Raw genomic sequence first — 26,998 nt, 5'->3', positions numbered from 1 at the left:
GCAAAAATTACCTCAAAAGAGAGCATGGGACTTAATCAGCATAACCGAACAGAATTAACCCGCTTAGGTGAGCGGATCCAAAAAACATTTTTAGCTGTCAGTCATACTTTGCCTGAGCATGCACACACAATTGGCGGTTTCGCAAAGTATTTAGATTATAACCGTTCGAACAGCCAACGTTTTTTTGCGGCTTGCAAGGCTAATAATGGCTTACAAGTTTTGGTTGAACTACCCGGAACACAAGCTTTGCAGCTTCTCTCTGAAAAGCTCTCTCCCCTACTTCCCTCAGTATTGATGAGCCAAGTTAATCAAGTCGTAGACCTATTTTCTCAGTGTATAGAAAGCAACGCTAAGAGCCATGCAGACCTCAAACGCTTGTTACAAGAACCTAAAAATAGTGAAGTACTAACAGAAGGATCAGAGCATAAAGCCCAGCTCTATCACGCAGCTAAAGCTTTATTAAAATTCAGTGTTGAAGAGGTTTTTTGCATCTATATTTTGCGTGAAAATCAGAACGATCCAAGCTATTTACAAGAAGTCGCACTTATCAGTAAGTCAGGTATAAACAGACTTGTGGGCGCAGTGCCATTCGTGCAGTTTTATACTCACCCTCACCCTGAGCATTTCAGTGGCCCAGTCGAAATCACAGCAAGTAGTGCCCTCAAGCCCAATGAGTTCACACTGGGTGTTTCAAAAGAACTTTCAAGTCCTGGTTTTTTAAATGCATTTAGTACCTATTCACCCAGTAATTCTGGATTGGTGTTCGACCCTTTGCCAAGCCAAAATAGCGATGTCACTTTTGTGTTTAATAACCCAGATGAAGTCGTCAACCCCTTGGATCGAAACAGTCCATGCAGCTCAACCAGCCTATCGATTAAAAACCCAGTAAAAAAACTCACTATGCTTGTTTTACTTGAAAAGCGAATAGACAAATGTAGTACCGTCAATATCGGTTGCTATCACAGTAATCAAAAAGTTGAAGAAGGCAAATTAAAGGCAAGTGACCTATGGACTGAGCGTTTTCCGGAGTTTCCTGAACTCAAAATAACACCTCTTGAAAATGACTTTGCTCACAGTCAACTTTTGGAAGAACAAAAAACTAAGCTTAGGTATCTACTCACTGTCAGTGGTATAGCTGCTGATGATTTTATTTGCTACACCACTGATGTTGACTACCCTATTTGGTCCAGTACTTATCGCATTTACTTTGAACACCAATAATTACAGTTTATTAAGGTTATCAAGGTAGTATGCCGCTTGCTCCATGATTAACGCCCTTTGCTCAGGGGCTTTTTTACGCCAATTGGCATACACCATTCGATTACGAGGGTTAGAAGAAAACTTGCCTTCATGCGTGTCCATAAAATGCCAGTATAGAGAGTTTAATGGGCATGCATTGTGACCAGCAACGGACTTGATGTCATATTGGCAGTCTGAGCAGTAATCACTCATTTTGTTCACGTAGTTCCCGCTGGCGGCATAGGCTTTTGAGCCAACTATGCCACCATCTGCAAATTGACTCATACCTCGAGTGTTTGGCATTTCAACCCATTCAATGGCGTCGATATAAACACCTAAATACCAATCATCCACCTGCCTTGGGTCAATACCAGCAATCAGGCAAAAGTTCCCTGTTACCATTAAACGCTGAATATGATGAGCATATGCATAATCAAGAGATTGCTTTACTGCATGCTTTTGACAATTCATATGCGTCTTGCCATTCCAAAACCAGTCAGGTAAATCTCGTTTTGCATCTAACTCATTGAGTTCAGCGTATTGCGGCATGTTTACCCAGTAGATCCCACGAACAAACTCTCTCCAACCAATTATTTGCCTGACAAAGCCCTCTACTTGCGCAATATCTATTTCCTGCTGATGCTGCATAAAATAGGCAACAACCGTATCTACCACAAACTGAGGGCTGATAATTTTACTATTGAGTGCAAAAGACAGTCTTGAATGATACAAACTCCATTGTTTTTTTGTATACATATCATCTGCTTTACAAGTCATCGCGTCTTGAAAAAAACCAAACTTGGGTAACTGAGTCTCGCAAAACGAACACAATAACTCTTTGGCTTGCGCTCTGGTTATCGGCCAGAGGCTGTTGGCTTCATATGTGCCAAAAGTGCTTACCTGATGCCTTTGCAACCTTTCCCATATATCACTTACATCATTTGCAAAAACCAGCGGTTCAGGTATCTCCGAAAGATCTTTTTGTTTGAGTTTGTTTCTGTTATTGCTGTCAAAGTTCCACTCTCCACCAAAGGGAGTCGAGCCATCCATCAAAATATTAAATCTCACTCGCATCTTTCGATAAAACGCTTCTAATCTATGCTTCTTACCGGCACTAAAATAACTGGAAAGCTCGCTATCTGATAAATAAAAATGTTCAGATTCATAGGCACCGCTCTCGATGTCTATTTGTGCACAAAAAGCACTAAGTTGCTCTCGAAGCCGATACTCATCTGGTAATTGATATTCAAATTTTGCTATGTCATATTTTGCTATCAAGCTATTGAGTAGTTCAGGCAATGTTGCAAATTGGTGGGTATCATCCAGCGTTAAATGACTCACTTTATGCCCCGCTTTTTGCAGTGCAACTGCAAATGCTTTCATCGCAGCAAAAAATGCACATACTTTTTGAACATGGTGCTTTACATAACTGGTTTCTTGATTCAGTTCAGCAATCACGTACAAGATGCCTTCATCTTTGGTACTGTACCAACTATGGCCTGCATTAAGCTGATCACCCAGAATTAAGCGAAGTGTTTGATAGGTTTGAGACATATTTTATTGACTCTCTTTGTGACGGTTTGAAGCACAGCGCTTAGAACAATATTTGACATTAGCCCAATCCCTTTCCCACTTTTTTCGCCAAGTGAATGGGCGCTTGCATGTAGCACATACTTTGCTGGGTAGATTTACTTTTTTATGCACTGCGCTTACCTTACATGTATTGCCAAAACACGTTTGGCTTCAATGGCAACATCCTCTCGCTTTTTCCAATGCCACATAAGTGCTTGAGCGTGAGTGTAGCTTTCTTTTAAATCAACGATAGGATTTGGATAATCGACACCAAGTTCAATGCCATACATCATTTGCTCCATGTCTGTTAAATCCCATGGTGCATGCACAAGGGGTGCTGGTATATTTTCTAATTCAGGTACCCACTTTTTCACAAATACACCTTCAGGATCTTTATCTTCTCCTTGCTTAACCGGATTATAAATACGGATCGTATTTATCCCTGTTACCCCTGCTTGCATCTGAAACTGACTGTAGTGGATCCCAGGTTCAAAATCTAAGAACAATTTAGCAAGGTGGGTAACCCCTTCACGCCAGTCAAGCTCCAAGTGGTGACATAAAAAACTCACCAACATAGCGCGCATTCTAAAGTTCAGATACCCAGTTTTAATCAAACTGCGCATACACGCATCAACCATGGGCACACCCGTGTTCCCTTCTTGCCATGCTTTTAGACGAACAGCGCCTTCATTTCCCTTTACCCTTGGCATCCCCTCATAAGCACGGTTGACGCACCTGAACTCCATATCACATTCACTTTCAAACTTTTGCATAAAGTGACAATGCCAATGCAACCTTGACGTAAAAGCAACAAGTGAACGCCGCCAATGTGGTTTTTTCCAATTGGCCAAAACTGTTTGATATACCTGGCGCAAACTGACGTTTCCCCAAGCGAGATGTGCAGATAACCGTGAGCAATGTTGCTGAGATTTTTCTGGGCTTGATAAAGAAAACGCATACTCTTTTCCCCTCTCATTAAAAAATGACTCAATAACCTGCCAAGCCAGCGTCTCACCACCTTGCTGAAAATGCACAGCCTCAGCTTCATACTGAAACCGCTTAATATCTACGTGCATGGAAAAGTGTGCGCCAATTGAAAACCACTGAACCTCGGCGCAATCAATATTGCGTGTGTCTTCACGCATCACGGTCTGCCAGCTTTTATCCCAGTTAGTTCTTGCTTTGAGTCCTCTGATCACAGCGCCTTGTGGGAACTCTTCCCATTTTATACCAAGATTTTTGCACCACGCTGCGACAAGCTTATCTCTTTCAAAAGTGAAGCCAAGCCCTATTTCTTGATGGGAGTACAATGCATCTATGCCAACCTCTTGGTTGATCTGCTCAAGCACATCAATGATACTCCCATAGGCACAATAGAGACTGTCAGAATCAATTCGCTTTGAAATATCCTCTAGGGATTGGGATATAAATCTAAGGTGGCGACGAGAAGTGTGTTCATCTTTTATCATGATCGGTTCAAAGCAATACAATAAAAGCACTTGCTTATTTGTCTTTGCCGTCTTATACAGTGCTGCATGGTCTTGTAGACGCAAATCCCTTTTTAACCAGACAACGCTAATGGCCATGCTTTGCACTCATTACAGGCCAATCGACCATATCAACGTCTTCACTGAATAAGCAGGAACGACTAGACCACTTTTCTTGAAATGTGCCATCCGGGTCATACATCTGCGCCTGCTTTTCAATATTGAAATGTCTTCCTCCCCTTGGGTCATCACCGACACCAGCGATATATTGCCAATTTCCCCAATTCGAGGCGACATCATAATCGATCAACTGTTGTTGAAAATATGCTGCACCATAGCGCCAATCAACTTGGAGTTCATTGACCAAGCAACTTGCAACAATCTGTCTGCCACGATTCGACATAAACCCTGTTTCGTTCAATTCCCTCATACATGCATTGACAAGTGGGAACTGAGTCGTGCCATTGCACCAACGTTTGAATCTCTGCGGGTAATAAGTTGTCAAGGGACGAGCTCCTTTTTCTCCTGCAAACTTAAATAAACTGCTCCCTTTTTTAATTGCTTTATGATGAAAAAAATCCCTCCACATCAATTCAAAGCGGATCCAATAAGTAGAGTCATTTGCACCGTGCTGCTGCTCATACATATCGAGCCTATTAATGATCTGTCTTGGTGAGATGTTACCAACGGACAAATAAGGGCTAAATTGCGTAGAGTTATACTTTCCATCTAATGCATTGCGTGTCATTTTGTATGACGATGCGCTTTGAGTAGAAAAGTATTCTTCTAAATAATCGAGTGCCGCTTTCTCACCACCTTGAATCAGATTCTCATTACTAGCCGTTGACCCATCTACTTTGAACATATATTTATCTGTCACAGTACTATCCATAACGAATGGCAATGGTAAAGTCTCTGAGAATGTATCTTCAACGCACGAAGAGACCAAGAGTTTGTCTGCTTTTTTTCTAAATTTTGAAAAGGAGCCACTTAAATCTTTGTCTTCAAGCTGCTGTGGACCGAACAACAGGTTATTGTGCTGATGTATAAATCGAACCTTTCCATTGTCTGATTTTATATGCTCGAAGGCCGTCCGCTCATCATAGCCACAGCCTAGATGACTCCCGACAACTTCAATCCCCATTTGGGTAATCACATGATTTATGACTTCTCTACTGTGCCCCTTGAGCACATATAACTCGTAACCAAGTTGCTGTAGTTGATCAGACAAATCAATCAACGACTGTTGAATAAATTTAAGCCGCTTTTCACCTAGATGTACATGATCAAAATTTGTTGCCGAAAATAGAGACTCATCCATAACATAAATAAACATGATACTGCTAGATGCATAAAGTGTGGAATTGAGTGCCAGATTATCTTGAAGCCTCAAATCGTCGGTAAACCAGTATAGAGCTTTACTCATATCGCTTGTTTAACCCTGCCTTACAAATGGTTATTAAGCACATTTGTACGCATCAAACATCAATCTAGATTTATAAAATATTTGACGAGTATAGCGGTGAGCATTGATGACGGGAAATAGAGACTCGTCAGGTCCAAGACAGACCTGACGAGTATTCAATTAAGAAATACTGGCGTTTATATCTCTCAGAGCTTTTGCAGGATCTTCAGCTTTCGTGATCGGCCTGCCAATCACTAAATAGTCACTGCCAGCTTCGATAGCTTTAGCTGGGGTCATGATACGCTTTTGGTCACCTGCATCACTACCAGCAGGTCTGATCCCCGGAGTAATAAGCTTAAATTCGCTACCAAGCTGTGCTTTTAATGTCTCAGCTTCTTGCGCTGAGCACACTACGCCATCTAAACCAGACTCTTTAGCCAGTTTTGCCAAGTAAAGCACCTGCTCCTGTGGTGTTTTATCAATGCCCAACTTACTAAGCTGAGCTTGGTCCATACTTGTCAAAACAGTAACAGCAATAAGCAACGGCGCTTTATCACCATATTTACTTAACGCTTCTTTGGCTTTTGACATCATTTCTGTGCCACCACTGGCGTGCACATTGACCATCCATACGCCTAACTCCGCAGCAGCAGTGACTGCTTTTGCAACCGTATTTGGAATATCATGAAATTTCAGGTCAAGGAATACGTCAAATCCTAGATCTACTAGCTTTTTAACAAACTGAGGGCCAAAGTAAGTAAACATCTCTTTACCGACTTTTAAACGACACTCATCTGGTGAAAGCTGAGACACAAATGCTAAAGCCGCACTCTCGTTGTCATAATCTAATGCAATTAGCACTTTTTTTTGTTCAATATTTGACATAATTACCTTAATTTTCTTTTAAAAGAATCACATACAATATTAATAACCATCTAAGCCACGACTAGGCACAACCGACTCCCACGTTTTACACGATGGGCATAGCCAGTATAGTTTATGGCTGGTAAAGCCACATTTGTTGCACTGATAATCAGGCTTAGTGGATATGTAAGATGTAACGAGGTTATCTATCTCTTCTAATACATCTTGAATTCTTACATTTTTGGCACTCAAAAGTTGCAGTAAATAACTGAACCCTCTTATTGACGGCTCCCTTTTTAAGCTGTCAGTTAAAAATACAATCGCTTCTGTTACTTTCCCAGACTCTACCAGCCCCTGACAATGCTTTATTTTTATTGTTACGCCAGCATTTGGGAGTAATTCACCTATCAAGCCATAAAACTCTTCTGAGATATTCAAGCTCTCATAACAGGATTGGAGGTCATTTATAATAAGAGGTGCGATTTGAGGAAATTCGGAGGTCAGTTTGCGCCAATAGTAAATTGCTTTTACATTATCTTGGCGACCGTGAGCATCAAGACCTAACTCATATAAAGGTCTGATAGCTTGATGGTTGAGCTTTGTCGCTTGTTCAAAAAATTTGATATCCTTTGATTCAATAGCAACTTCACAATAAAAGTTCGCAATTGCTGCACAACTGGCCTTATCGGAAAATAGGTCAGAATATGCTTCGTACATATTGACACCTTTTTGCCAGTCTCTCGTTTGCGAATAAAGCTGGATCATGGGCTCTAAAGCATCTTCGAAACCCGCTTTTACTAAAACGACTAAATTGGATTCAGCCCCATCTAATAATCCTGCCATTATATAATCTTTTGCTAATTCCAGCCGACAGGATTTCACTAATTCTATATCTAAATTAGGCTGCTCTATAAGTAACTCGTGAATTTTGATTGCCCTATCAAGTTCACCGCGCTTTCTAAATAAGGTAGCGAGCGTCAAATAGTGCTCTACAGAGTCAGCTGACACTTCTAGCAGCTGTATTAGGTGTTCAAGACCCTGATCTTCTTCTCTATCAAGTAAGAATTTCAGGCCTTTACTATATTCGGATGTGATTTTTCTATTTTGCTCATGTGCCAAATTCTTAGCACTGTTCTTTCCCATTACATAGCCATAAGCAGCGGCAACAGGAAGCAGCAAGAACAAAAGCTCGATCATGGCTGGCTTTGATCTTTATTCAACAATAAATTATTCGTTTTATGTAATTGACGATTCTTTTGTTTTAACCTTACGAGTGAACTTAAGTTAAACAAAACACCTAAGATTATACCTGAGAACAGACATAAGCTTATCAGTGTCGCTAACGGCATTTCGGCACTTGCAACGATAAAGTTTACTTCAACAACATTCGGATTCTGTGTGCCTACTACAAACGCCACTAAAAGCAACACCAAAAGTAGTCCCTTTTTAACAACTCGAACCAAGTTAGGTATCTCCAATTACCCTTCGAGACTAGCGTTAACGCGATCTCTTAATTCTTTTCCAGGCTTGAAATGTGGTACATATTTGCCATCTAACTCTACTGTTTCGCCTGTTTTAGGGTTGCGACCAGTTCTAGGAGAGCGATAGTGCAGAGAGAAACTGCCAAAGCCACGGATTTCGATTCTATCAGAGCCAGATAGTGAACCCGCCATTTGTTCTAAAACTTCTTTTACTGCATTTTCTACGTCTTTTACAGGAACATGTGCATGCTGTTCAGCAAGTTTTTCTATTAATTCAGACTTTGTCATAACGTTTCCTTTAAATAAAAAAAGAAGGGCTAAAGTGCCCTTCTTGATTAGACTTAAGAATTAGTCTTTTTGAGCATTTTTGAAAGCAGCTGCCATTGCGTTTTCGAACGCTGGCTCTTCTTTCTTAAGCTTCTCTAGAGCTTCTTTCTCTTCAGCTTCGAAGATAGCTTTAACAGATAGGCTGATCGCACGGTTCTTACGGTCAACACCTACAAATTTAGCTTCTACTTCGTCACCTTCAGAAACAACAGAAGTTGCATCTTCAACGCGCTCTTGAGCGATGTCAGCTACACGGATGTAACCTTCAACACCTTCAGCAAGCTCTACAGTTGCGCCTTTCGCGTCAACTTCAGTCACTTTACCTTTAACAATAGCACCTTTTTTGTTTGCGTCTAGGTAGTTATTGAAAGGATCAGCTTCGATTTGCTTAACGCCTAGTGAGATACGCTCACGCTCTGGGTCAACCTGAAGAACGATTGCAGTGATCTCGTCGCCTTTCTTGTACTCGCGTACAGCTTCTTCGCCTGGAGTGTTCCAAGAGATGTCTGAAAGGTGTACAAGACCGTCGATGCCGCCGTCAAGACCGATGAAGATACCGAAATCAGTGATTGACTTGATCTTACCAGTAACTTGGTCGCCTTTGTTCTGTAGACGAGCAAATTCCTGCCAAGGGTTAGCTTTACACTGCTTAAGACCTAGAGAAATACGACGACGCTCTTCGTCGATTTCAAGAACCATAACTTCAACAGTGTCACCTAGTGAAACAACTTTTGAAGGGTGGATGTTCTTGTTAGTCCAGTCCATTTCAGAAACGTGTACTAGACCTTCAACGCCTTCTTCGATCTCAACGAAACAACCGTAGTCAGTTAGGTTAGTTACGCGACCAGTAAGCTTAGCACCTTCTGGGTAACGACCAGCGATTGCTGCCCAAGGATCTTCGCCAAGTTGCTTAAGACCTAGAGAAACACGAGTCTTCTCTTTGTCGAACTTAAGTACTTTAACAGCGATTTCGTCACCAACATTTACGATTTCACTTGGGTGCTTAACGCGCTTCCAAGCCATGTCAGTGATGTGAAGTAGACCGTCAACACCACCTAGATCTACGAATGCACCGTAGTCAGTAAGGTTTTTAACGATACCTTTAACTTCTTGACCTTCAACAAGGTTAGCAAGAAGCTCTTCACGCTCTTGTGAGTTCTCAGATTCGATAACTGCACGACGAGAAACAACAACGTTGTTACGCTTCTGGTCAAGCTTGATTACTTTGAACTCAAGCTCTTTACCTTCAAGGTGAGCAGTGTCACGTACAGGACGAACATCAACAAGTGAACCAGGTAGGAAAGCACGGATTGAATCAACTTCAACAGTGAAACCACCTTTAACTTTACCGTTGATAATACCGATAACAGTCTCTTGGTCTTCACATGCTTTCTCAAGACGGATCCAAGCTTCGTGACGCTTCGCTTTCTCACGAGAAAGGATAGTTTCACCGAAACCGTCTTCGATTGCGTCTAGTGCTACGTCTACTTCGTCGCCAACAGCAACTTCTAGTTCACCAGCAGCATTTTTGAATTGCTCTGCAGGGATTGCACTTTCAGACTTAAGGCCAGCGTCAACAAGAACGATGTTGTTCTCGATTGAAATAACTGTACCTTTAACGATAGAGCCTTGCTCTGCTTCAAAACCCTTTAGGCTTTCTTCAAATAACTGCGCAAAATTTTCTGACATACTAAATACGTCTCATATATAAATGTACCAATAAGCGACCATGCTGCATGGGGTAGTTAAAAAAACACCAGCGGCCTTGCCAGTGCTATGATAAATTAGCTAACTTTCGGAAGTTTGCCTGACAATACTGCTTCATCTACAAGTTTAAGCACTTGCTGATATACTTGGTCGGCATCTAAAGTCGTGGTATCTATATGAATAGCATCGTCAGCAGGCACTAGTGGCGCCACTTTCCTATTCATATCACGGTCATCACGTGCTTTGATATCTTCTAAAAGGCCCTCAAGTGTAACATCAAGCCCCTTATCCTTCAACTCATTAAAGCGTCTCTTAGCACGTTCTTCAGCACTTGCAGTGAGATAAATTTTTAGTTCTGCTGATGGGAAAACAACTGTACCCATGTCACGGCCATCCGCAATTAGGCCATTCTCAGTTCTAAATGCACGCTGTCTGCGTAAAAGTGCTTCTCTAACGCGTGGAAGCATAGCTATTTTTGAAGCGGTTGCCCCCACTTCTTCATTGCGGATTGTATTCGTTACATCTTCGCCTTCCAGCACGATTTTAGATTTTTTAGACGTACTATCAATCATAAATTGTACATCAAGGTTCGCTGCTAACGGGACCAACGCTTCTTCATTGTCCAATGCGATTTGATGATGTAACACTGCAATAGACAGCACGCGATATATTGCTCCGCTGTCTAGAACATCCCAATTTAATTTCTCAGCCAACAAACGACAAACAGTCCCTTTGCCAGATCCGCTCGGGCCGTCTACGGTGATTACGGGCATTGCAGCCTGCATTAAAACCTCCTGAAATGCACACCTTATATAAATCGGCACCCATTATACGCAAGTTTAATGAATAGATCCTTATCAACATGTAACTTTTTGTTCTATTGTTGAATTTGTATCTTAATTAGGTATGAGAGCGTGTGAAAAACACGCTCTTAAATGTGACTAGTGCTGCGAGATTGAGGTGAGCACATCAAAATAAGTAGGAAAAGTTTTCGCTGTGCAACCAGGATCATTAATCGTAACTGATTGACCACCAACAGCAACCATAGAGAAGCACATTGCAATTCGATGATCGTTATAAGTGTCTATCTCAGCGTGTTTGAACTCTGTTGGCGGTGTGATCTCAATAAAGTCTTCACCTTCAACAACTTCTGCGCCAACTTTACGAAGCTCTGTCGCCATAGCGTATAGACGATCCGTTTCTTTCACACGCCAATTATAAATATTGCGGATCGCTGTTTTACCTTTAGCAAATAAGGCTACGGTAGCTAACGTCATCGCTGCATCAGGAATAGCATTGGCGTCGATATCAACACCCTGTAATTCACCCTTTCTCACAATCAGTTTTTCATCGAACCAATCAATTTGGGCACCCACTTGTTCCATTACTTGTGCAAACCCGATATCACCTTGCACACTTGCTTTACCAACTCCATTTATTTCAATTTCGCCTCCAGCGATTGCTGCTGCTGCCACAAAGTAAGAAGCAGAAGAAGCATCCCCTTCAACCATAATACTGCTTGGTGAGATATAGCCCTGCTGACCCTTCACATAAAACACTTGATAATTGTCATGCTCTACTACCACACCAAACTGCTTCATCACACCTAGTGTAATATCAATGTAAGGCTTAGAAACTAGCTCGCCAGCGATTTTAATTTCACTGTCACCATCAAATAGTGGTGCAGCCATCAGCAGCGCAGTTAAAAACTGGCTTGAAATACTGCCATCAATCTCTACCGTGCCGCCCTTTAGCTTTTTCCCTACAATATCAAGTGGTGGATAATGTTCATTTTTCAGATAGGTAACATCAGCACCTAATACATCAAGTGCATCAACAAGGTGACCAATTGGGCGCTCTTCCATTCTAGGTTCACCTGTCAATGTGAACTTTCCCTCTGTTGCCGCTAAAACCGCAGTCAGTGGGCGAAAGGCTGTACCTGCGTTACCTAAAAACAATGGTTGTTCAGGCGTATTAAAGTGACCACCGTTTCCGTGCACTTTCGCTATGGTTTTGTCATCATTCAATTCAACCTTAACACCCATCACATCTAAAGCGGCGAGCATATGGCGAATATCATCACTGTCTAACAAATTGCGAACTTCTGTTACTCCGTCACATAAAGCGGCGAGCAAAAGAATACGATTTGATAAGCTCTTTGAACCTGGCAAGGTCACAGAGCCAGATACTTTTTTTATTGGCCTTAAAGGTAACTGTTCCATCAGCTGTGCTCCGCTGCAAACTTTTTCATGAACGCAATTAATGCTTCAATGCCTTCAATTGGCATTGCGTTATAAATACTCGCGCGCATACCACCGACAAAACGATGTCCTTCAAGCGCCATTAAGCCATATTGTTCTGCTTGTTCAAGGAAGGTGTCATTAAGCGCATCATCTTTAAGCCAAAACGGCACATTCATTAATGAGCGACAAGTGCTCGCTACTTTGTTGTAATAAAAGTCAGAGCTATCAATATAATCGTATAACAACGCCGCCTTTTCTTTGTTGTGCTTTTCCATTGCTGGCACGCCACCGATTGACTCTAGGTATTTAAATACCTCCGCCGCTAAGTACCAAGCGTATGTTGGTGGTGTGTTGTACATGCTGTTTTGCTTTGCTTCGATTGCGTAATCCAAAATTGCAGGACGTGGTAACCCTTCTCTTTCTAATAAAGACTTACGAACAATAGCAATGCTCAAACCTGACGGACCGATATTCTTTTGTGCGCCTGCATAAATCAGATCAAAATCATCGACATTAATTTCACGAGATAAAATCATTGAAGACATATCCGCAACGATTGGTGCTGTTGGATGCTTTGGCACGTCAAAAATTTCAATGCCATCTATAGTTTCATTCGGGCAGTAATGGATAAAAGAAGCATTTTCAGGTAGTGACCAATCTGAAACCGGTAAAATATCAAATTGACCCTCTTTGTCCGTACGAATATCAACAGATTCAACCTGCGTAAACTTTGCGCCTTCTTTTGTCGCGCCAACTGACCAAATACCATTCTCAACATACACACCTGGTGCATTGTCCAAATGTAAGTTCAAAGGCACCGCTGAGAAATGACCTCTCCCGCCACCGTGCATAAATAGCACTTCAAATTCATCAGAAATGTTCATCAACCTTCTTAAGCTTGCTTCACATTCTTCAGCCAACTTAAGAAACGGCTTGGAGCGGTGGCTTATTTCCATTACAGATACGCCTAAACCTTGCCAGTTAATAAACTCTGCTTGCGCTTTCTCCATTACAGCAGGGGGCAACATCGCTGGGCCTGCACAAAAGTTATAAACAGTCATATTTTCCTCATTCCAAATAAAACGTGCCGCCAAACAGCAAAATGCTGTTTATACAACGCGACACGGAAATAAACTTTCAGTCTATGAATTTACATCAAATACAGGGTCAGATGAAACAAAATTCTGGGTCAAATTATTTAATTTGGTTGATTTTTTTTAATAAAAAAGCGGCCTAAGCCGCTTTTTTAATTATTCAGAATCTTGTTCTGGTGCACTCGGCGGTGTTTCTTCACCTTGAGCGTCATCCACAACAGCATCTTCAATCTCATCTACTTCAATTTCTTCGATGCGCTGAAGCCCGACAACTTGCTCATCTTCTATTGTGCGGATCAATATCACACCTTGCGTGTTACGTCCTACTGTAGAGACTTCATTTACGCGTGTTCTAACCAAAGTACCTCGGTTAGAGATAAGCATAATTTCATTGTTGTCCTCAACCTGAACTGCACCAACTACGTTACCGTTACGCTCAGTTACCTTAATTGATACAACCCCTTGTGTGGCTCGGCTCTTCGCAGGGTATTCATCCAACGGCGTACGTTTACCGTAGCCATTTTCTGTAACCGTTAAGATAGCACCGTCGTTTTTAGGCACAATCAATGAAACAACTTTCACGCCATCTGGCATCTTAATACCACGAACACCCGTTGCAGTACGGCCCATCGGACGTAATGCTAACATCTCCTCGCCTGTTTCAGGGTCAAGTTTCACTTCGCCTGTTTCTGAGTCACGTAGTTTCTCATTAAAGCGAACAACTTTACCGTGGTCAGTAAATAACATGATGTCGTTACTGCCATCAGTGATGTCAGCACCAATCAAGTTATCACCTTCATTCAAGTTGATTGCGATAATACCGCTTGCACGCTGACGGCTATATGCAGTCAGTGGTGTTTTCTTCACTGTACCATTGGCTGTTGCCATTAAGACATACTTGTCTTCTTCATATTCGCGAACTGGTAAAATCGTTGTGATACGCTCATCTTCTTCAAGAGGCAATAAGTTTACAATTGGCTTACCACGCGCTTGTCTTGATGCCAGTGGTAATTGATATACTTTCAACCAGTACAATCTACCCGCTGTCGAGAAGCAAAGTATTGTGTCGTGTGTATTAGCCACAAGTAGGCGCTCGATGAAATCTTCATCTTTCATTCTCGTTGCTGCTTTACCTTTACCACCACGACGCTGTGCTTCGTAGTCAGATAGAGGCTGATACTTCACGTAACCTTCATGAGAGAGTGTTACAACAACATCTTCTTCGTTAATTAAGTCTTCAAGGCTGATGTCATGTGCTGCAGCAGTGATTTCAGTGCGACGCTCATCACCATATACTTCTTTGATTTCAACCAACTCATCACGGATAACTTCCATTAAACGCTCAGGTGATGAAAGAATGTGTAGTAACTCAGCAATTATATCTAGTAGTTCTTGGTATTCGCCTAAGATCTTCTCATGCTCTAGACCTGTTAGCTTGTGAAGTCGTAAATCAAGAATTGCCTGTGCTTGTTGTTCAGAAAGGTAATATTGACCATCTCTAATACCAAGCTCATCTGCTAACCAGTCAGGTCTCGCAACATTTTGCTCGCCTGCACGTTCAAGCATAGGAGCAACAGAACCAAGCTCCCATGCACGCGCGGTTAATGCCGCTTTCGCTTCAGATGGTGTTGGTGACTTGCGGATCAACTCAATAATTGGGTCGATGTTTGCTAGTGCAATAGCAAGACCTTCAAGCGTATGTGCCCTGTCTCTTGCCTTGCGTAAGTCATAAACTGTACGGCGCGTGACAACTTCGCGACGGTGAATAACAAACGCTTCAAGCATTTCTTTTAAGTTGAAACACTTAGGTTGATTGTTATCAAGCGCAACCATGTTCATACCAAACACGGTTTGTAGCTGTGTCTGAGCATACAGGTTATTAAGCACAACCTCGCCTACTTCACCACGCTTAATTTCAATAACAATACGCATACCGTCTTTGTCAGACTCATCGCGTAATGCGCTGATACCTTCTACTTTCTTATCTTTTACTAGTTCAGCAATTTTTTCGATAAGACGCGCTTTGTTAACCTGGTAAGGGATCTCATGGACAATAATCGTTTCTTTGCTCGTTTTCTCGTCAGTCTCAATCTCTGCACGAGCACGGATATAAACTTTGCCACGACCAGTTTTATAGGCTTGTTCGATGCCTTTTTTACCACTGATGATTGCCGCAGTTGGGAAATCAGGGCCTGGAATATATTCCATTAGCTCTTCAATAGTGAGGTCAGGGTTTTGAATAATTGCTAAGCAACCATTGATCACTTCAGTTAGGTTATGTGGCGGGATGTTTGTCGCCATACCAACTGCGATACCTGAAGAACCATTTACTAATAAGTTTGGCACTTTAGTTGGTAGCACGTCAGGGATCTGCTCTGTGCCGTCATAGTTAGGTACGTAGTCGACCGTTTCTTTGTCGAGGTCAGCAAGAAGTTCATGAGACATCTTTGCCATACGTACTTCGGTGTAACGCATTGCAGCTGCCGAGTCACCATCGACAGAACCGAAGTTACCTTGACCATCAACCAGCATGTAACGTAAAGAGAATGGCTGAGCCATACGTACGATTGTATCGTATACTGCACTATCACCATGAGGGTGGTATTTACCGATGACGTCACCGACTACACGAGCTGATTTTTTATAAGGTTTGTTCCAGTCATTTCGTAGCTCGTTCATTGCGAAAAGTACACGACGGTGAACTGGCTTCAGTCCGTCACGTACGTCTGGCAATGCACGCCCTACGATTACGCTCATGGCGTAATCAAGATATGAATTTTTCAATTCATCTTCAATATTGACCGGGAGGATTTCATTGGCGAGATCAGTCATTTGATACCACTTTCCTTCAGAGTCTTGCCCTTTTGTGTCACACTAATAGCAACAAAGGGTTAAGTTATTATTTATTCGGCTGCCGATAGTAACACAGGTAAATTCAATTTGCAGTCGTAAAATGTCTGGTATTTTTATAAATAGCCAATACAATGCGCCCAGATAAACGAGGAAGCTTTTTATGACCGAACATCAAAATGTAGACCACCAAGAAATCGCAAAATTCGAAGAAATCGCTGAGAGATGGTGGGATACAGAAGGAGAATTTAAACCGCTACATGATATCAATCCATTAAGGTTGGACTTCATCAACGATAAAAGTGCAGGCTTATTCTCGAAGAAAGTACTTGATGTTGGATGTGGTGGCGGGATCTTAACTGAAAGTATGGCTAAACTTGGCGCAGATGCAACAGGCATTGATATGGGCCAAGAACCTTTAAATGTCGCTAAACTACACAGCCTTGAAAGCGGTGTCAGCGTAGATTATCAAAAAATCCCCGCTGAAGTTTTCGCTGACGAGCATCCTGAGCAGTTTGATGTGGTGACTTGCATGGAAATGTTAGAACATGTACCCGACCCTGCTGCAATCATTGCCGCAGTCGCAAAAGCTGCTAAGCCGGGAGCCAGCGTATTTTTTTCTACTCTAAACAAAACACATAAAGCATATTTATTAGCTGTTGTTGCCGCAGAGAAACTTTTAAAAATGGTGCCTGAAGGCACACACGATCATAACAAGTTCATCCGCCCTTCAACTTTAATTGGGTGGGCTGAGCAACATGGTTTAAAAGTACGTGCATCAGCAGGAATTAGTTACAACCCGTTCACTAAAACATTTACCCTAACAGACGATGTTAGCGTAAATTACCTACTTCACTTCGAGAAGCTAGCATGACACAAGCCGTTTTATTTGATTTAGACGGCACTTTACTGGACACCAGTGATGATTTAGGTGCCGCATTAAACCATGTTCTAACAGAGCATGGATTACCCACACTTTCAAAAATTGAGTACAGTCCCGCCATTTCCAATGGCGTCAAAGCCCTGCTTGAAGTTGGCTTTAAAGATAAATTAATCAACTATGACTTAGCGACCTTGAGGCAGCAGGTCTTAGACTATTATGAAAGTAATATTGCTATCCACAGCCATTGTTTTGATGGGATCGATGACATGTTGCACTCTTTACATGATAAGGGGGTCGCTGTCGGTATAGTTACCAACAAACCTGAGTTTTTAACTTTCCCGCTTTTACAACAAATCAATACATTAAAAAATATTGAAGTCGTCGTGTGCGGTGATACCCTTGATGTAGCAAAGCCCCACCCTGCACCACTATTGCTTGCAGCTAAAAAGTTGGGGGTTTCGGCCTTGGAAACTTTATATGTAGGTGATGCAGAGCGAGATATACAGGCAGCCAAAGCTGCACAAATGCGCTCGGTTGCTGCACTGTGGGGCTTTATTCCCTCATTAGATGAAGCGCTATCATGGCAAGCTGAGGTAAACGCAAACCATCCAATTGAGCTGATTTCGCACATATAGTGAAAAATTATAATTTGAGACACTACATATAGTGTCTTACACTTAATTGAGTAAATAATTGAGCAGAAAAAAATCATTCAGTTTTTTTGCTAAAAAAAGGCAAAAATTCATGAACTGAAGTTGATTTTTTTACGCACTCAGGTTCAGCGGATAGCAGAAGGTTAGTAATCACTAACTCGATTAATTTATCCCAATGTTATCCACAATTTGAGTGAAGTTGTTCTCTTGCAAAATAGTATCAACCACACTATCTTGTGACGCACTTTCAAATAGGCACCATATCTAGTGGTGATTTCCTAGCCAATATAAGAATTTGGGAATACGGGCATAGCTTATGAACCAACAATTATCTGTCAGTAAAAGAAACGGTCGTAAAGAACCGCTTGATTTAGATAAAATCCATCGTGTTATTACTTGGGCAGCCGAAGGCTTAGACAATGTGTCGGTCTCTCAAGTGGAATTAAAGTCTCATATCCAGTTTTACGATGGGATCCGTACTGAAGATATCCATGAAACAATCATCAAAGCAGCTGCTGATTTAATCTCTAAAGACACGCCTGATTATCAATATCTTGCAGCTCGTCTTGCAGTATTCCATTTAAGAAAAAAAGCATATGGCCAGTTTGAGCCTCCGCACTTATATGATCATATTGCAAAGCTCGTAGACGACAAGCGTTACGACGAGCACCTATTGAAAGACTACACTCGTGAAGAGTTGAACGAATTAAATGATTACCTTGACCACAGTCGCGATATGACTTTCAGCTACGCGGCGGTCAAGCAGTTAGAAGGCAAATACTTAGTTCAAAACCGTGTAACTGGTGAAATTTATGAGAGCGCACAGTTTTTATATATATTAGTTGCGGCAAGCCTATTTGCTGATTATGACAAAGAAACACGTTTAGATTACATCAAGCGTTTCTATGACGCTGTGTCACAATTCAAAATCTCACTACCAACACCTATCATGGCGGGTGTTCGTACACCGACACGTCAGTTCAGCTCATGTGTCCTTATTGAGTGTGATGATAGCCTAGATTCAATCAATGCTTCTTCTTCAGCGATTGTTAAATATGTGAGTCAACGTGCCGGTATCGGTGTAAACGCAGGCCGCATTCGTGCACTTGGTAGCCCAATCCGCAATGGTGAAGCATTCCATACTGGTTGTATTCCATTCTACAAACACTTCCAAACAGCAGTGAAAAGCTGTTCACAAGGCGGTGTGCGTGGTGGTGCTGCAACTTTATTCTACCCGCTTTGGCACCTAGAAGTTGAAAACTTACTGGTTCTAAAAAATAACCGTGGTGTAGAAGAAAACCGTGTTCGTCACCTTGACTACGGCGTACAGTTCAATAAAACAATGTATGCGCGTTTATTAAAAGATGACTACATTACCCTATTTAGCCCATCAGACACACCGGGGCTATACGATGCATTCTTTGAAGATCAGGAACTTTTCGAAGAGTTGTACATAAAGTACGAACAAGACGAGTCTATTCGTAAGAAACGTATCAAAGCGATTGAACTGTTCTCAATGTTTGCTCAAGAGCGTGCTAGCACGGGTCGTATCTACTTACAGAATGTTGACCACTGTAATACTCACAGTCCATTTGACTCAAAAGTAGCCCCTATCCGTCAATCTAACTTATGTTTAGAAATTGCATTGCCAACTAAACCGTTGAACAACGTCAATGACGCTGAAGGTGAAATTGCACTATGTACACTGTCTGCATTTAACTTAGGTGCTATTGAAGATTTATCTGAGCTTGAAGAGCTAGCAGAGCTAGCAGTTCGTGCACTTGATAATCTATTAGATTTCCAAGATTACCCAGTACCAGCAGCACACACAGCAACAATGGGACGTCGTACTCTGGGTATAGGTGTCATTAACTTTGCTTACTACCTAGCTAAGAATGGTAAGAAGTACTCAGACGGCAGCGCTAATGGCCTAACGCATAAAACGTTTGAAGCAATTCAGTACTACTTGATGAAAGCATCTAACGAACTTGCAAAAGAGCGCGGTGCATGTCCTAAGTTTAATGAGACAACATACTCACAAGGTATTATGCCTATCGATACTTATAAGAAAGACATCGATACTATCTGTGACGAGCCACTTCACCTTGACTGGGACGCACTAAGAGCAAGTGTTCAAGAGCATGGCATGAGAAACTCAACGTTATCAGCGTTAATGCCGTCTGAAACTTCATCGCAGATCTCAAACGCGACAAATGGTATTGAACCGCCTCGTGGGCATATCAGTGTTAAAGCAAGTAAAGACGGTATCCTAAAGCAAGTTGTGCCTGAGTATGAGAAGCTTAAAGAACAGTACGAACTACTATGGGACATCCCTTCTAACGATGGTTATTTAGGCCTAGTTGGTATCATGCAGAAGTTTGTCGACCAAACAATCTCTGCAAATACAAACTATGACCCAACTAAGTTTGAAGGCGGTAAAGTACCAATGAAGTTGTTGTTAAAAGACTTACTAACAGCATACAAGCTGGGTGTTAAGACACTTTACTACCATAACACACGTGATGGTGCTGCTGATGCGCAGGACGAATTAAAACCAGAGCCTGAAGATGACGGCTGTGAAGGCGGCGCTTGTAAGATTTAACAAGCCAGTCAAGAATCAAAAAGCCCAGCATATGCTGGGCTTTTTCGTACTCACATTTCGGTTATTCAATCATGCACTGTCAAATTTAGTATTTTAACTTGAGTACTTTTGCCATTACACAAACTTGCTGTCCGTTTTTATAAATTTGATAATACCCACCACCTACAGATAACTGATAGCAATTAAATATTTTGTTGGCCGGTATCTGCCAATAAGAAGCCAACAACGGAGCCGCCGAGCCTGTCGCTTGATCTTCTTTGCTGCCATATTGAGGTGCAAAGTATCTGAAATAAAAACCATCACTACCTAAGCTATCATTTGTGGTCACTAGCAACGCCCGACGAGTGCATTTGATGTATTCCTTGGCATTAAAATCTAACTCAATCAGATCTTGCTTATTTGCGGCTTGTGCAACGAAATACCCGTCATTAGGCTCTGTGTGCTTAATATTACTCAGCGCTTGGTTAAACACCGGAAATATATGATCAAAGTCCGTTGTTATTTCAAGACTCGCTTGCGGCAAGCACATAACAAAAAGCTCGCCCCCTTGATGAGACACACGTATTGTCTGATTCGACGATTCAAAAGTGATTTCTTTTCCAACAAGGGTGAAGATGGATGTTAGTACGTCAGCCGCAGCAAGCGTTGCATGACCACAAAATTGAATTTCACCGTATGGTGAAAACCATCGAATACCATACTTGCAGTCGGCATATTTAACCAAAAACGCAGTCGCAGCGACTTTATTATGACTGGCGATTTTTTGCAGACCGTGCGTATCTTGAAACTCATTGAGTTCATCACATAAATTCACGTCAGCAAGGTTGCCAAGGTAATGCTCCGAGCAAAGTACTCGCCGAACACCGCACATCTTCATATCAAAAAATCTTAATAATGGTTGTATTTGTTAATGCTTAGCTATCGATGCATCAAAAGTGTATAAGCCCATTGCCACAAACAATGCCTTGTACTCAAATGCCTCTACATTGAAGAGTCATTAACGCTCTTCTTTTACGACTTGCCATAAGGAGTCTACAAAATACTGTTTACTATCAGTGAAATGCTTAACCACATGAAAACCACTTTGTTGAGACAACCTCTCAATATCATTTGTTGAAAACTTATAAGAATACTCGAAATGAACTGCTTCATATGCATCGAATTGAAACGCTCTTTGCAACGCTGAGATGTAAACTTCTTGCTTTTCAGTCGAAAGTACATAGCTTTCCATGGCGCCTAATACTGGATTGTAAACGCCAAAATGCTGGAATTTATCTAGCTCAAAATTAGCGCCTAACTCTTTGTTTATTCGACTCAACAAATTGAGATTAAACTTTGCAGTTAAGCCATCTTCGTCGTTATACGCTGCAGTGAGTTTCTTGACGTCCTTCTTTAAATCAAAACCAATGAATATAAAGTCATCCGCTTTAAGACTCGCCCACACCTTTCTGAGAAATCCAAGGCTTTGCTCGCGATTAAAATTGCCAATGTTAGAGCCTAAAAATAAAACCAACTGTCTATTTGTAGACTGACCCCTGACGAGCTTTAACCCATCAAAGTACTCGGCTACAACACCATGAATTACCAGGTTATCATTGGGCACAATATTTTCTTGTAGCATGAACATGGCTTTTTCTGAAATATCGATTGGGTAAAAGTTTACTTTGCAGCCACTTTTCAAAAAGCCATCAATAATTAACTGACTTTTATGTCCATCCCCAACGCCTAATTCAATAATGTCAATTTCTTGCTCATCAATCACACCAGCTAATTGTTTGTTTATATTGGTGATGATTTCTACTTCTTTCGCGGTCAAATAATAATCTTGATGCTGAGTGATTTTTTGAAAAATTTCACTCCCCAAATCATCGTAAAAGTACTTTGCAGACAAGTGCTTTGAAGGTGCACTTAACCCAGTCAATACGTCAATGGCTAGCTGGTCATCTTGTGTACTTTCACCGTGTGTGTCTTGCGTGAGTAATCTAAAGTGTGTCATTCAATATCCTTTGCTAGCCTGATGCCAGAAAACATCCAGCGCTGATGTGGTTGATAAAAATTGCGATAACTGTGACGATAATGATCGCTGGGTGTGGCCACACACCCGCCCCTCAAAACAAATTGGTTGCACATAAACTTGCCATTGTATTCGTTAAGCATGCCCTGATATGGCTTGTAACCGGGATAGCCAGAATAATGACTTTTAGTCCAACACCAAACTTGCCCAAAAGGCACACCACTCGCTATAGGGTGATAAATACTTGCTCGATTGTCGTTTCGCTTATTGATGCCTGCTGTCTCCGCAACAGCTGAGCTAGCTTGCAAATAAACCTCCAGCTCATGCTCTGTCGGTAACCTTAAACCTTTCCAGTTAGCAAACGCGTCTGCTTCAAAGTAGCTTATATGTGTGACAGGAAGATTGAGGTCTAATGGCATCAAACCATGCAGTGTAAACTCAAACCATTCATTTTTTATCTTTTGCCAATATAAAGGGTGAGCAATTTTCTTGTCGCTTACCCACTCCCACCCCAAGCTCAGCCAAAACTCTGCTCTGTCATACCCATTATCTTGAATAAACGCCAAATACTCGCCATTTGTGATTGTGTTTTCACTAATCGCAAATCCATAGTTGTAGCGTTTGTGCCTAGGTTTTTCATTGTCATAAGCAAACCCCCTATTTATGGCACCCACTTCATAAATGCCTTCGTCAAAAGCACGCCAATGTGCTTTTTTTGGCTTGGTGATGTCTAACAATTGTTCGCAATAAACAGGAGAAAGTGGGTTACAGCCCAAAATATACTTAATATCCATAAGCAACAGCTCCTGATGTTGCTGCTCGTGATGTAACCCGATTTCTAGTAAGGAAAGTACTGCTTCGTCCAAATCAGCTAAGCACAAAAAGCTTACAACTTGTTGATCTACATAGTTTCGATAATGAATAATCTCATCAACCGTTGGTCTTGATAGGCTCCCACGCTGGCTTTGCAACCAATGTTCGCCAGCTGATTTATAGTATGAATTAAACAGCATGCGATACCCCTGGTGATACCTTGAGTAATCTGTCATGTATTTAACCAAAATAACTTCTTCAAAAAACCACGTTGTGTGGCCTAAGTGCCACTTCGGCGGACTGACTTCAGCAATAGGTTGAACTGCATAATCTTCAACTTGTAAGCTTGCGCATAAAGCAGTTGAGTGCGCTCTGATCCTCAGATACTCATCAATTAAATGTGTAATCTTTGTTTTCTCGATTGGTTGCTGTCGGTTCATAAGTTACCTGATTGAAAAGTCTATTCTGTGTCAGAAACCTACTTAATTACCCTATCTAACAAATAAACCACAATGTTAATAAAGTGTAGCACACCATTACTTTAATATTGTATGGAAATTAAGCTGTTTCAATTTCATATAACAAAGCCTTCAAGACCTGACTTGAAGTATTTATTGAAATCAAATCCCACCAGCATCGGCTGACTTATAAGGTATTATCTCTTGGCGCACTTAAGGCATGTATGCTCTAAACGCTTCTAATTATGTCTAACTGTCTTTTATGCAGGTTTTTGACTTAAAAAACTAATCCTAAACAATAAAAACTGTTAGTGTTCAAAGGCATGTATTAATCAGGGCTCAAATTAATGACAGTGAATATCCTAGACCTAGATGGTTTCATGCGCCAATTGTGATTTAGAATAATATGCATTGTCGTGATCACCTGTGATATTTATAATATTGGCTTGTATCGTCTAGCCATCAACGTAATAACTGATAGGAACAGCACCAAACCGCCATTGGCTTTTATCAAAGTTAAGTCCTGCGTGTGAGCTATAACTATCAGCGCCTTGAATATATTGTCCAAAAAGAGATAGATGGAGTGTGGTGTTTCTCAACGATAAGAAACACCATGGTCGAGCAAAATGATATAGCAGGTATTAACGTACTGGTACGACATATGGAAACTTAGTGGGATGTCGATTAAAAGTATTTGCATGATCTGTTACCTTACGACCAACCAGTAAGCTTAGCACTGCATCCATACCGTCATCACTGGGTTTGCGTCCATTAACTTTGGGGTAGCCATATTCCGCGCTGCTGCCCACCTTGTAAGAAATCATATCAGGTAACAATTGCTCAGCAACTGAGTCCGCATATTCAACAGGGTTGGATAGTTTCCCATCTAGCGCAACTGCCCTTAATACCATGCCGGATATCGCATACCTTCGTGACATGTCACTATCTGGGCGGTGTTGAATATGTTCACTCACTTCCATTTTGTTATTTGCCAAAAACATATGCGTTACAAGCGGGTTTGCCACTCGATTCACTTGTACCCACTTGTCAACATTGTACATCGCACTACTTGCATACACGTGAATATTTTTCGCCAGCATGCTGTTAGGCAGTTCAACTAAAATGATACTGCTATTAAAATCTTTAAATAAATCCACCCCACTATTGAATTGAGACAGCTCAAGCTTACCTTTGCCAATCAGTGTTGTTAAGAACCCGACAATGCCCTCGGAATTTCCAACAAATGGATCTCGTGCCGCGCCGCTCCATACCTTAACGCCATTTTTAAACTTGACGGTTTTACCAACTTTAGCCTTACCAAATGCCTTACCTTTTGTACCAACAGCTTGATTCGCTCCATCTACGAGCCCAAAAACCAACTGTTCCCCTTCTAAATGAGCTGTGATAGTTACCCCGCCACTACCAAACGATTTATCATTGGCAATATGAAAGCTGTAAACGCCTTTTTCACCAAAAGCAGCGCGGCCTTTTGTGGTGGGGTTCACATCCATCATGAATGCAGTGTAACCACGACGCTCTGAGTCAAATACAAACATATCAGTCAAATCAAACTGAGGATGCTCCTGAGCCAATTTACTTTCAAAGTGATGGCTTGCAACTGCTGGCACTGCGCTTAAGCCCGCACCAATAGCAAAAGCGAGCGCTGCCACTGTAGATTTATTGGCTAATACTTTTAGCAATTTAATCATAGCGGTCTCCTATAAACTGGGTTGCTATTAAAAAGTGGGTTTTACGGTTTAACTTACTGATCTACCCTCCTTACATTTATTTTTGAGCTATTTAATTCACTCAGCTGCGAGCACGTAAACGCGCTAAACAGTTAGCCAACACCAATATTGAAATACCTAACAAAGCAACATCCTTGATTAAAAACTGTCCTAGAAAATTTAGAAATGGTAAACCTCCCTCTTTGTCTTCCCCGATTGGCAGCACAAGTAGAGTGCTCACAGTCACCAAAAAAGTTACGGCGCCCATTGCACCACCCATAATTCCAGCACGCGCAGACCACACAGACATAATTAATAAGGTGGCAGTAATAATTTCAACTACACCGAGGAAGTAGGAAGCCCCTTCAAAGCCAAATACCGCATACAACCAAGTTAACCAAGGTGTACCATTAATGACGGGTTTTAATGCTTCAACTTCCGTAGGGGTAAATTTAAGTACGCCAATTAATAGTAATGGCAACACAACCCCTAATAGCGCAGTACCTTGCCCAACCTTATGCATAGAATTAATCGAATTAGTAAACAAAAGCAGCCTCCTTAATGAATTTCTTAGCTCTGTGATCTCGATACCGTATCCAGATATCAAGCAAAAATAGCGACTGTTATCGTGTTTAGTGCTTTAACTACGTTCATATTCACGGCAATTTATGTGCTGAAGGCAGTCAATCTATCAACGGCTTGGGATAAATTATTAATCACCTTACTCGGATGAACCATGACCAAAAAAACCAACTTTATGTCAATTCGTACAAAAATCGGGGGATAATAGCTTTTTGGAGTATTCCCAATCGCCTACAAGCTATAAAAGGTAGGTGGTTTTAGGTTTCTGCGACCTTAGAGGTACGCCTATCTAAATGTACTTTTGCATTAGGTAACAAAGCGTTTTGAATTGTTCAAATGGAAGTGCTGTCCAGCGCAATATATTTATTGTTTGATTAAACTCGAATTCAACTTTGAATTGTGACTATAAAAAATGAGGTGCGAGCTAGTATAGCCCGCAAAATATAAAAGAACCGATTCAGTTCCCGTACTAATGATTAAAAATCTGTTCGCGTGTTTTATATAAGCCTGTCGCCATCAAGATACAAAACAGCCATGGCATAACAAACATTGGCGCACCAGTTTCAAAGTAAAACTGAGTCACACTATAGACGTCGTTAACCCCCTCCCAAACGAGCATGAATAAAAGATAGTACCAGGCCCACTTTTGCCCCTTTTTGAGTGCAAATATAGAAATAAGAATGATTGGCACTGCCGCCGATACAATATTGACACCTGCCAGCATCGCTAAAAATGTGACAAACGGACCCGCTTGCGGATCAACAGCGGTGAGCTGAGAAAAACTAAAGTCCAACTTATGAATAGCAAATGTCCATAGCGACATACCGTTAGAAATAGAGAGACTTGAAGTCAATAACATGAATAGTCCCGCCATCAAAGGTATTAATCCTGCGTACAATGTCCACTTCCAACCTATTACTTCATTCTCTGTTTTATTCATGGTGATACTCTTCATTTTAATAAACGATTGAGTCAACAATTTTACAGTTTCATCTTG

At 41.4% G+C, this 26,998-nt stretch carries 23 protein-coding genes; 4 read left to right on the top strand and 19 right to left on the bottom strand.

Going from position 1 to position 26,998, the window contains the following annotated elements; genetic code table 11:
• Positions 1–24: 24 nt before the first annotated feature.
• Positions 25–1,221 (top strand): hypothetical protein, encoded by a 1,197-nt coding sequence (locus L1077_RS08410; RefSeq protein ID WP_237136428.1) that lies wholly within the window; start codon positions 25–27, stop codon positions 1,219–1,221.
• On the opposite strand, the gene L1077_RS08405 is transcribed toward L1077_RS08410, so the two are convergent.
• The 13 genes from L1077_RS08405 to gyrA all read right to left on the bottom strand — a co-directional run bounded on the left by L1077_RS08405 (position 1,222) and on the right by gyrA (position 16,251).
• Positions 1,222–2,793, bottom strand: a complete 1,572-nt coding sequence (locus L1077_RS08405; RefSeq protein ID WP_237136427.1) for a cryptochrome/photolyase family protein — start codon at positions 2,791–2,793, stop codon at positions 1,222–1,224.
• 3 nt (positions 2,794–2,796) lie between these two features.
• Entirely contained in the window at positions 2,797–2,943 is a 147-nt protein-coding gene (locus L1077_RS08400) for a DUF2256 domain-containing protein (protein ID WP_237136426.1), read from the bottom strand.
• Positions 2,944–2,948: 5 nt separating this feature from the next.
• Positions 2,949–4,397 (bottom strand): cryptochrome/deoxyribodipyrimidine photo-lyase family protein, encoded by a 1,449-nt coding sequence (locus L1077_RS08395; RefSeq protein WP_237136425.1) that lies wholly within the window; start codon positions 4,395–4,397, stop codon positions 2,949–2,951.
• Positions 4,387–5,724 carry a DASH family cryptochrome gene (locus L1077_RS08390; RefSeq protein ID WP_237136424.1) on the bottom strand — a complete coding sequence of 446 codons (1,338 nt, stop codon included), beginning with the start codon at positions 5,722–5,724 and terminating at the stop codon, positions 4,387–4,389. The genes L1077_RS08395 and L1077_RS08390 overlap by 11 nt, the downstream gene beginning before the upstream one ends.
• A 159-nt stretch (positions 5,725–5,883) precedes the next feature.
• Positions 5,884–6,588: an orotidine-5'-phosphate decarboxylase gene (pyrF, locus tag L1077_RS08385; protein WP_237136423.1), complete on the bottom strand. Its 705-nt coding sequence runs from the start codon at positions 6,586–6,588 to the stop codon at positions 5,884–5,886.
• A gap of 39 nt (positions 6,589–6,627) precedes the next feature.
• Positions 6,628–7,764, bottom strand: a complete 1,137-nt coding sequence (locus L1077_RS08380; protein ID WP_237136422.1) for a lipopolysaccharide assembly protein LapB — start codon at positions 7,762–7,764, stop codon at positions 6,628–6,630.
• Positions 7,761–7,985 (bottom strand): LapA family protein, encoded by a 225-nt coding sequence (locus tag L1077_RS08375; RefSeq protein ID WP_343222132.1) that lies wholly within the window; start codon positions 7,983–7,985, stop codon positions 7,761–7,763. The genes L1077_RS08380 and L1077_RS08375 overlap by 4 nt, the downstream gene beginning before the upstream one ends.
• 60 nt (positions 7,986–8,045) lie before the next feature.
• A complete protein-coding gene (gene ihfB / locus L1077_RS08370; protein ID WP_023401704.1) occupies positions 8,046–8,336 on the bottom strand; it encodes an integration host factor subunit beta in 291 nt (96 codons plus the stop codon).
• A gap of 60 nt (positions 8,337–8,396) precedes the next feature.
• The gene (gene rpsA / locus L1077_RS08365) at positions 8,397–10,064 is read right to left on the bottom strand and encodes a 30S ribosomal protein S1 (protein ID WP_237136421.1); all 1,668 of its coding nucleotides are present in this window, start codon (positions 10,062–10,064) and stop codon (positions 8,397–8,399) included.
• 95 nt (positions 10,065–10,159) lie between these two features.
• A complete protein-coding gene (gene cmk, locus L1077_RS08360; RefSeq protein WP_237136420.1) occupies positions 10,160–10,867 on the bottom strand; it encodes a (d)CMP kinase in 708 nt (235 codons plus the stop codon).
• Between the two features lie 156 nt (positions 10,868–11,023).
• On the bottom strand, positions 11,024–12,304 hold the full coding sequence (aroA, locus tag L1077_RS08355) for a 3-phosphoshikimate 1-carboxyvinyltransferase (RefSeq protein WP_237136419.1): 1,281 nt from the start codon (positions 12,302–12,304) through the stop codon (positions 11,024–11,026).
• Complete coding sequence (gene serC, locus L1077_RS08350) at positions 12,304–13,386, bottom strand: 3-phosphoserine/phosphohydroxythreonine transaminase (protein ID WP_237136418.1); 1,083 nt, start codon at positions 13,384–13,386, stop codon at positions 12,304–12,306. The genes aroA and serC overlap by 1 nt, the downstream gene beginning before the upstream one ends.
• Before the next feature lie 189 nt (positions 13,387–13,575).
• Positions 13,576–16,251: a DNA topoisomerase (ATP-hydrolyzing) subunit A gene (gene gyrA, locus L1077_RS08345; protein ID WP_237136417.1), complete on the bottom strand. Its 2,676-nt coding sequence runs from the start codon at positions 16,249–16,251 to the stop codon at positions 13,576–13,578.
• Between the two features lie 181 nt (positions 16,252–16,432).
• Between gyrA and ubiG the strand changes: the two genes are divergently transcribed.
• The 3 genes from ubiG (at position 16,433) to nrdA (ending at position 20,407) form a co-directional block, all read left to right on the top strand.
• Positions 16,433–17,143: a bifunctional 2-polyprenyl-6-hydroxyphenol methylase/3-demethylubiquinol 3-O-methyltransferase UbiG gene (gene ubiG, locus L1077_RS08340; RefSeq protein WP_237136416.1), complete on the top strand. Its 711-nt coding sequence runs from the start codon at positions 16,433–16,435 to the stop codon at positions 17,141–17,143.
• Positions 17,140–17,787 (top strand): HAD family hydrolase, encoded by a 648-nt coding sequence (locus L1077_RS08335; RefSeq protein ID WP_237136415.1) that lies wholly within the window; start codon positions 17,140–17,142, stop codon positions 17,785–17,787. Before ubiG ends, L1077_RS08335 begins: the two co-directional genes overlap by 4 nt.
• Positions 17,788–18,121: 334 nt before the next feature.
• Positions 18,122–20,407, top strand: a complete 2,286-nt coding sequence (gene nrdA, locus L1077_RS08330) for a class 1a ribonucleoside-diphosphate reductase subunit alpha (RefSeq protein ID WP_237136414.1) — start codon at positions 18,122–18,124, stop codon at positions 20,405–20,407.
• Positions 20,408–20,492: 85 nt separating this feature from the next.
• Here the strand turns inward: nrdA and L1077_RS08325 are convergent, their stop codons facing one another.
• The 6 genes from L1077_RS08325 to L1077_RS08300 form a co-directional block, all read right to left on the bottom strand.
• A complete protein-coding gene (locus tag L1077_RS08325; protein ID WP_237136413.1) occupies positions 20,493–21,284 on the bottom strand; it encodes a PhzF family phenazine biosynthesis protein in 792 nt (263 codons plus the stop codon).
• A gap of 120 nt (positions 21,285–21,404) precedes the next feature.
• Positions 21,405–22,403, bottom strand: a complete 999-nt coding sequence (locus L1077_RS08320; protein WP_237136412.1) for an L-histidine N(alpha)-methyltransferase — start codon at positions 22,401–22,403, stop codon at positions 21,405–21,407.
• On the bottom strand, positions 22,400–23,674 hold the full coding sequence (gene egtB / locus L1077_RS08315) for an ergothioneine biosynthesis protein EgtB (RefSeq protein WP_237136411.1): 1,275 nt from the start codon (positions 23,672–23,674) through the stop codon (positions 22,400–22,402). The genes L1077_RS08320 and egtB overlap by 4 nt, the downstream gene beginning before the upstream one ends.
• A gap of 659 nt (positions 23,675–24,333) precedes the next feature.
• On the bottom strand, positions 24,334–25,401 hold the full coding sequence (locus L1077_RS08310) for a DUF4331 family protein (protein WP_237136410.1): 1,068 nt from the start codon (positions 25,399–25,401) through the stop codon (positions 24,334–24,336).
• A gap of 100 nt (positions 25,402–25,501) precedes the next feature.
• Complete coding sequence (locus tag L1077_RS08305; protein WP_237136409.1) at positions 25,502–25,966, bottom strand: DUF417 family protein; 465 nt, start codon at positions 25,964–25,966, stop codon at positions 25,502–25,504.
• A gap of 504 nt (positions 25,967–26,470) precedes the next feature.
• Positions 26,471–26,941, bottom strand: coding sequence for a hypothetical protein (locus L1077_RS08300; protein ID WP_237136408.1), 471 nt, complete (start codon positions 26,939–26,941; stop codon positions 26,471–26,473).
• Positions 26,942–26,998: the final 57 nt, after the last annotated feature.

The sequence above is a fragment of the Pseudoalteromonas luteoviolacea genome (assembly GCF_021654285.1).
GTDB classification, from domain to species: domain Bacteria; phylum Pseudomonadota; class Gammaproteobacteria; order Enterobacterales; family Alteromonadaceae; genus Pseudoalteromonas; species Pseudoalteromonas luteoviolacea_J.
This window is presented reverse-complemented; position numbering and strand designations above follow the sequence as displayed.

Bases quoted from the DNA above. Each gene is read 5' to 3' on its own strand.
- L1077_RS08410 (WP_237136428.1), top strand. From the start codon at position 25: ATGGGACTTAATCAGCATAACCGAACAGAATTAACCCGCTTAGGTGAG.
- L1077_RS08405 (WP_237136427.1), bottom strand. From the start codon at position 2,793: ATGTCTCAAACCTATCAAACACTTCGCTTAATTCTGGGTGATCAGCTT.
- L1077_RS08395 (WP_237136425.1), bottom strand. From the start codon at position 4,397: ATGGCCATTAGCGTTGTCTGGTTAAAAAGGGATTTGCGTCTACAAGAC.
- L1077_RS08390 (WP_237136424.1), bottom strand. From the start codon at position 5,724: ATGAGTAAAGCTCTATACTGGTTTACCGACGATTTGAGGCTTCAAGAT.
- pyrF (WP_237136423.1), bottom strand. From the start codon at position 6,588: ATGTCAAATATTGAACAAAAAAAAGTGCTAATTGCATTAGATTATGAC.
- L1077_RS08380 (WP_237136422.1), bottom strand. From the start codon at position 7,764: ATGATCGAGCTTTTGTTCTTGCTGCTTCCTGTTGCCGCTGCTTATGGC.
- ihfB (WP_023401704.1), bottom strand. From the start codon at position 8,336: ATGACAAAGTCTGAATTAATAGAAAAACTTGCTGAACAGCATGCACAT.
- rpsA (WP_237136421.1), bottom strand. From the start codon at position 10,064: ATGTCAGAAAATTTTGCGCAGTTATTTGAAGAAAGCCTAAAGGGTTTT.
- cmk (WP_237136420.1), bottom strand. From the start codon at position 10,867: ATGCAGGCTGCAATGCCCGTAATCACCGTAGACGGCCCGAGCGGATCT.
- aroA (WP_237136419.1), bottom strand. From the start codon at position 12,304: ATGGAACAGTTACCTTTAAGGCCAATAAAAAAAGTATCTGGCTCTGTG.
- serC (WP_237136418.1), bottom strand. From the start codon at position 13,386: ATGACTGTTTATAACTTTTGTGCAGGCCCAGCGATGTTGCCCCCTGCT.
- gyrA (WP_237136417.1), bottom strand. From the start codon at position 16,251: ATGACTGATCTCGCCAATGAAATCCTCCCGGTCAATATTGAAGATGAA.
- ubiG (WP_237136416.1), top strand. From the start codon at position 16,433: ATGACCGAACATCAAAATGTAGACCACCAAGAAATCGCAAAATTCGAA.
- L1077_RS08335 (WP_237136415.1), top strand. From the start codon at position 17,140: ATGACACAAGCCGTTTTATTTGATTTAGACGGCACTTTACTGGACACC.
- nrdA (WP_237136414.1), top strand. From the start codon at position 18,122: ATGAACCAACAATTATCTGTCAGTAAAAGAAACGGTCGTAAAGAACCG.
- L1077_RS08325 (WP_237136413.1), bottom strand. From the start codon at position 21,284: ATGAAGATGTGCGGTGTTCGGCGAGTACTTTGCTCGGAGCATTACCTT.
- L1077_RS08320 (WP_237136412.1), bottom strand. From the start codon at position 22,403: ATGACACACTTTAGATTACTCACGCAAGACACACACGGTGAAAGTACA.
- egtB (WP_237136411.1), bottom strand. From the start codon at position 23,674: ATGAACCGACAGCAACCAATCGAGAAAACAAAGATTACACATTTAATT.
- L1077_RS08310 (WP_237136410.1), bottom strand. From the start codon at position 25,401: ATGATTAAATTGCTAAAAGTATTAGCCAATAAATCTACAGTGGCAGCG.
- L1077_RS08300 (WP_237136408.1), bottom strand. From the start codon at position 26,941: ATGAATAAAACAGAGAATGAAGTAATAGGTTGGAAGTGGACATTGTAC.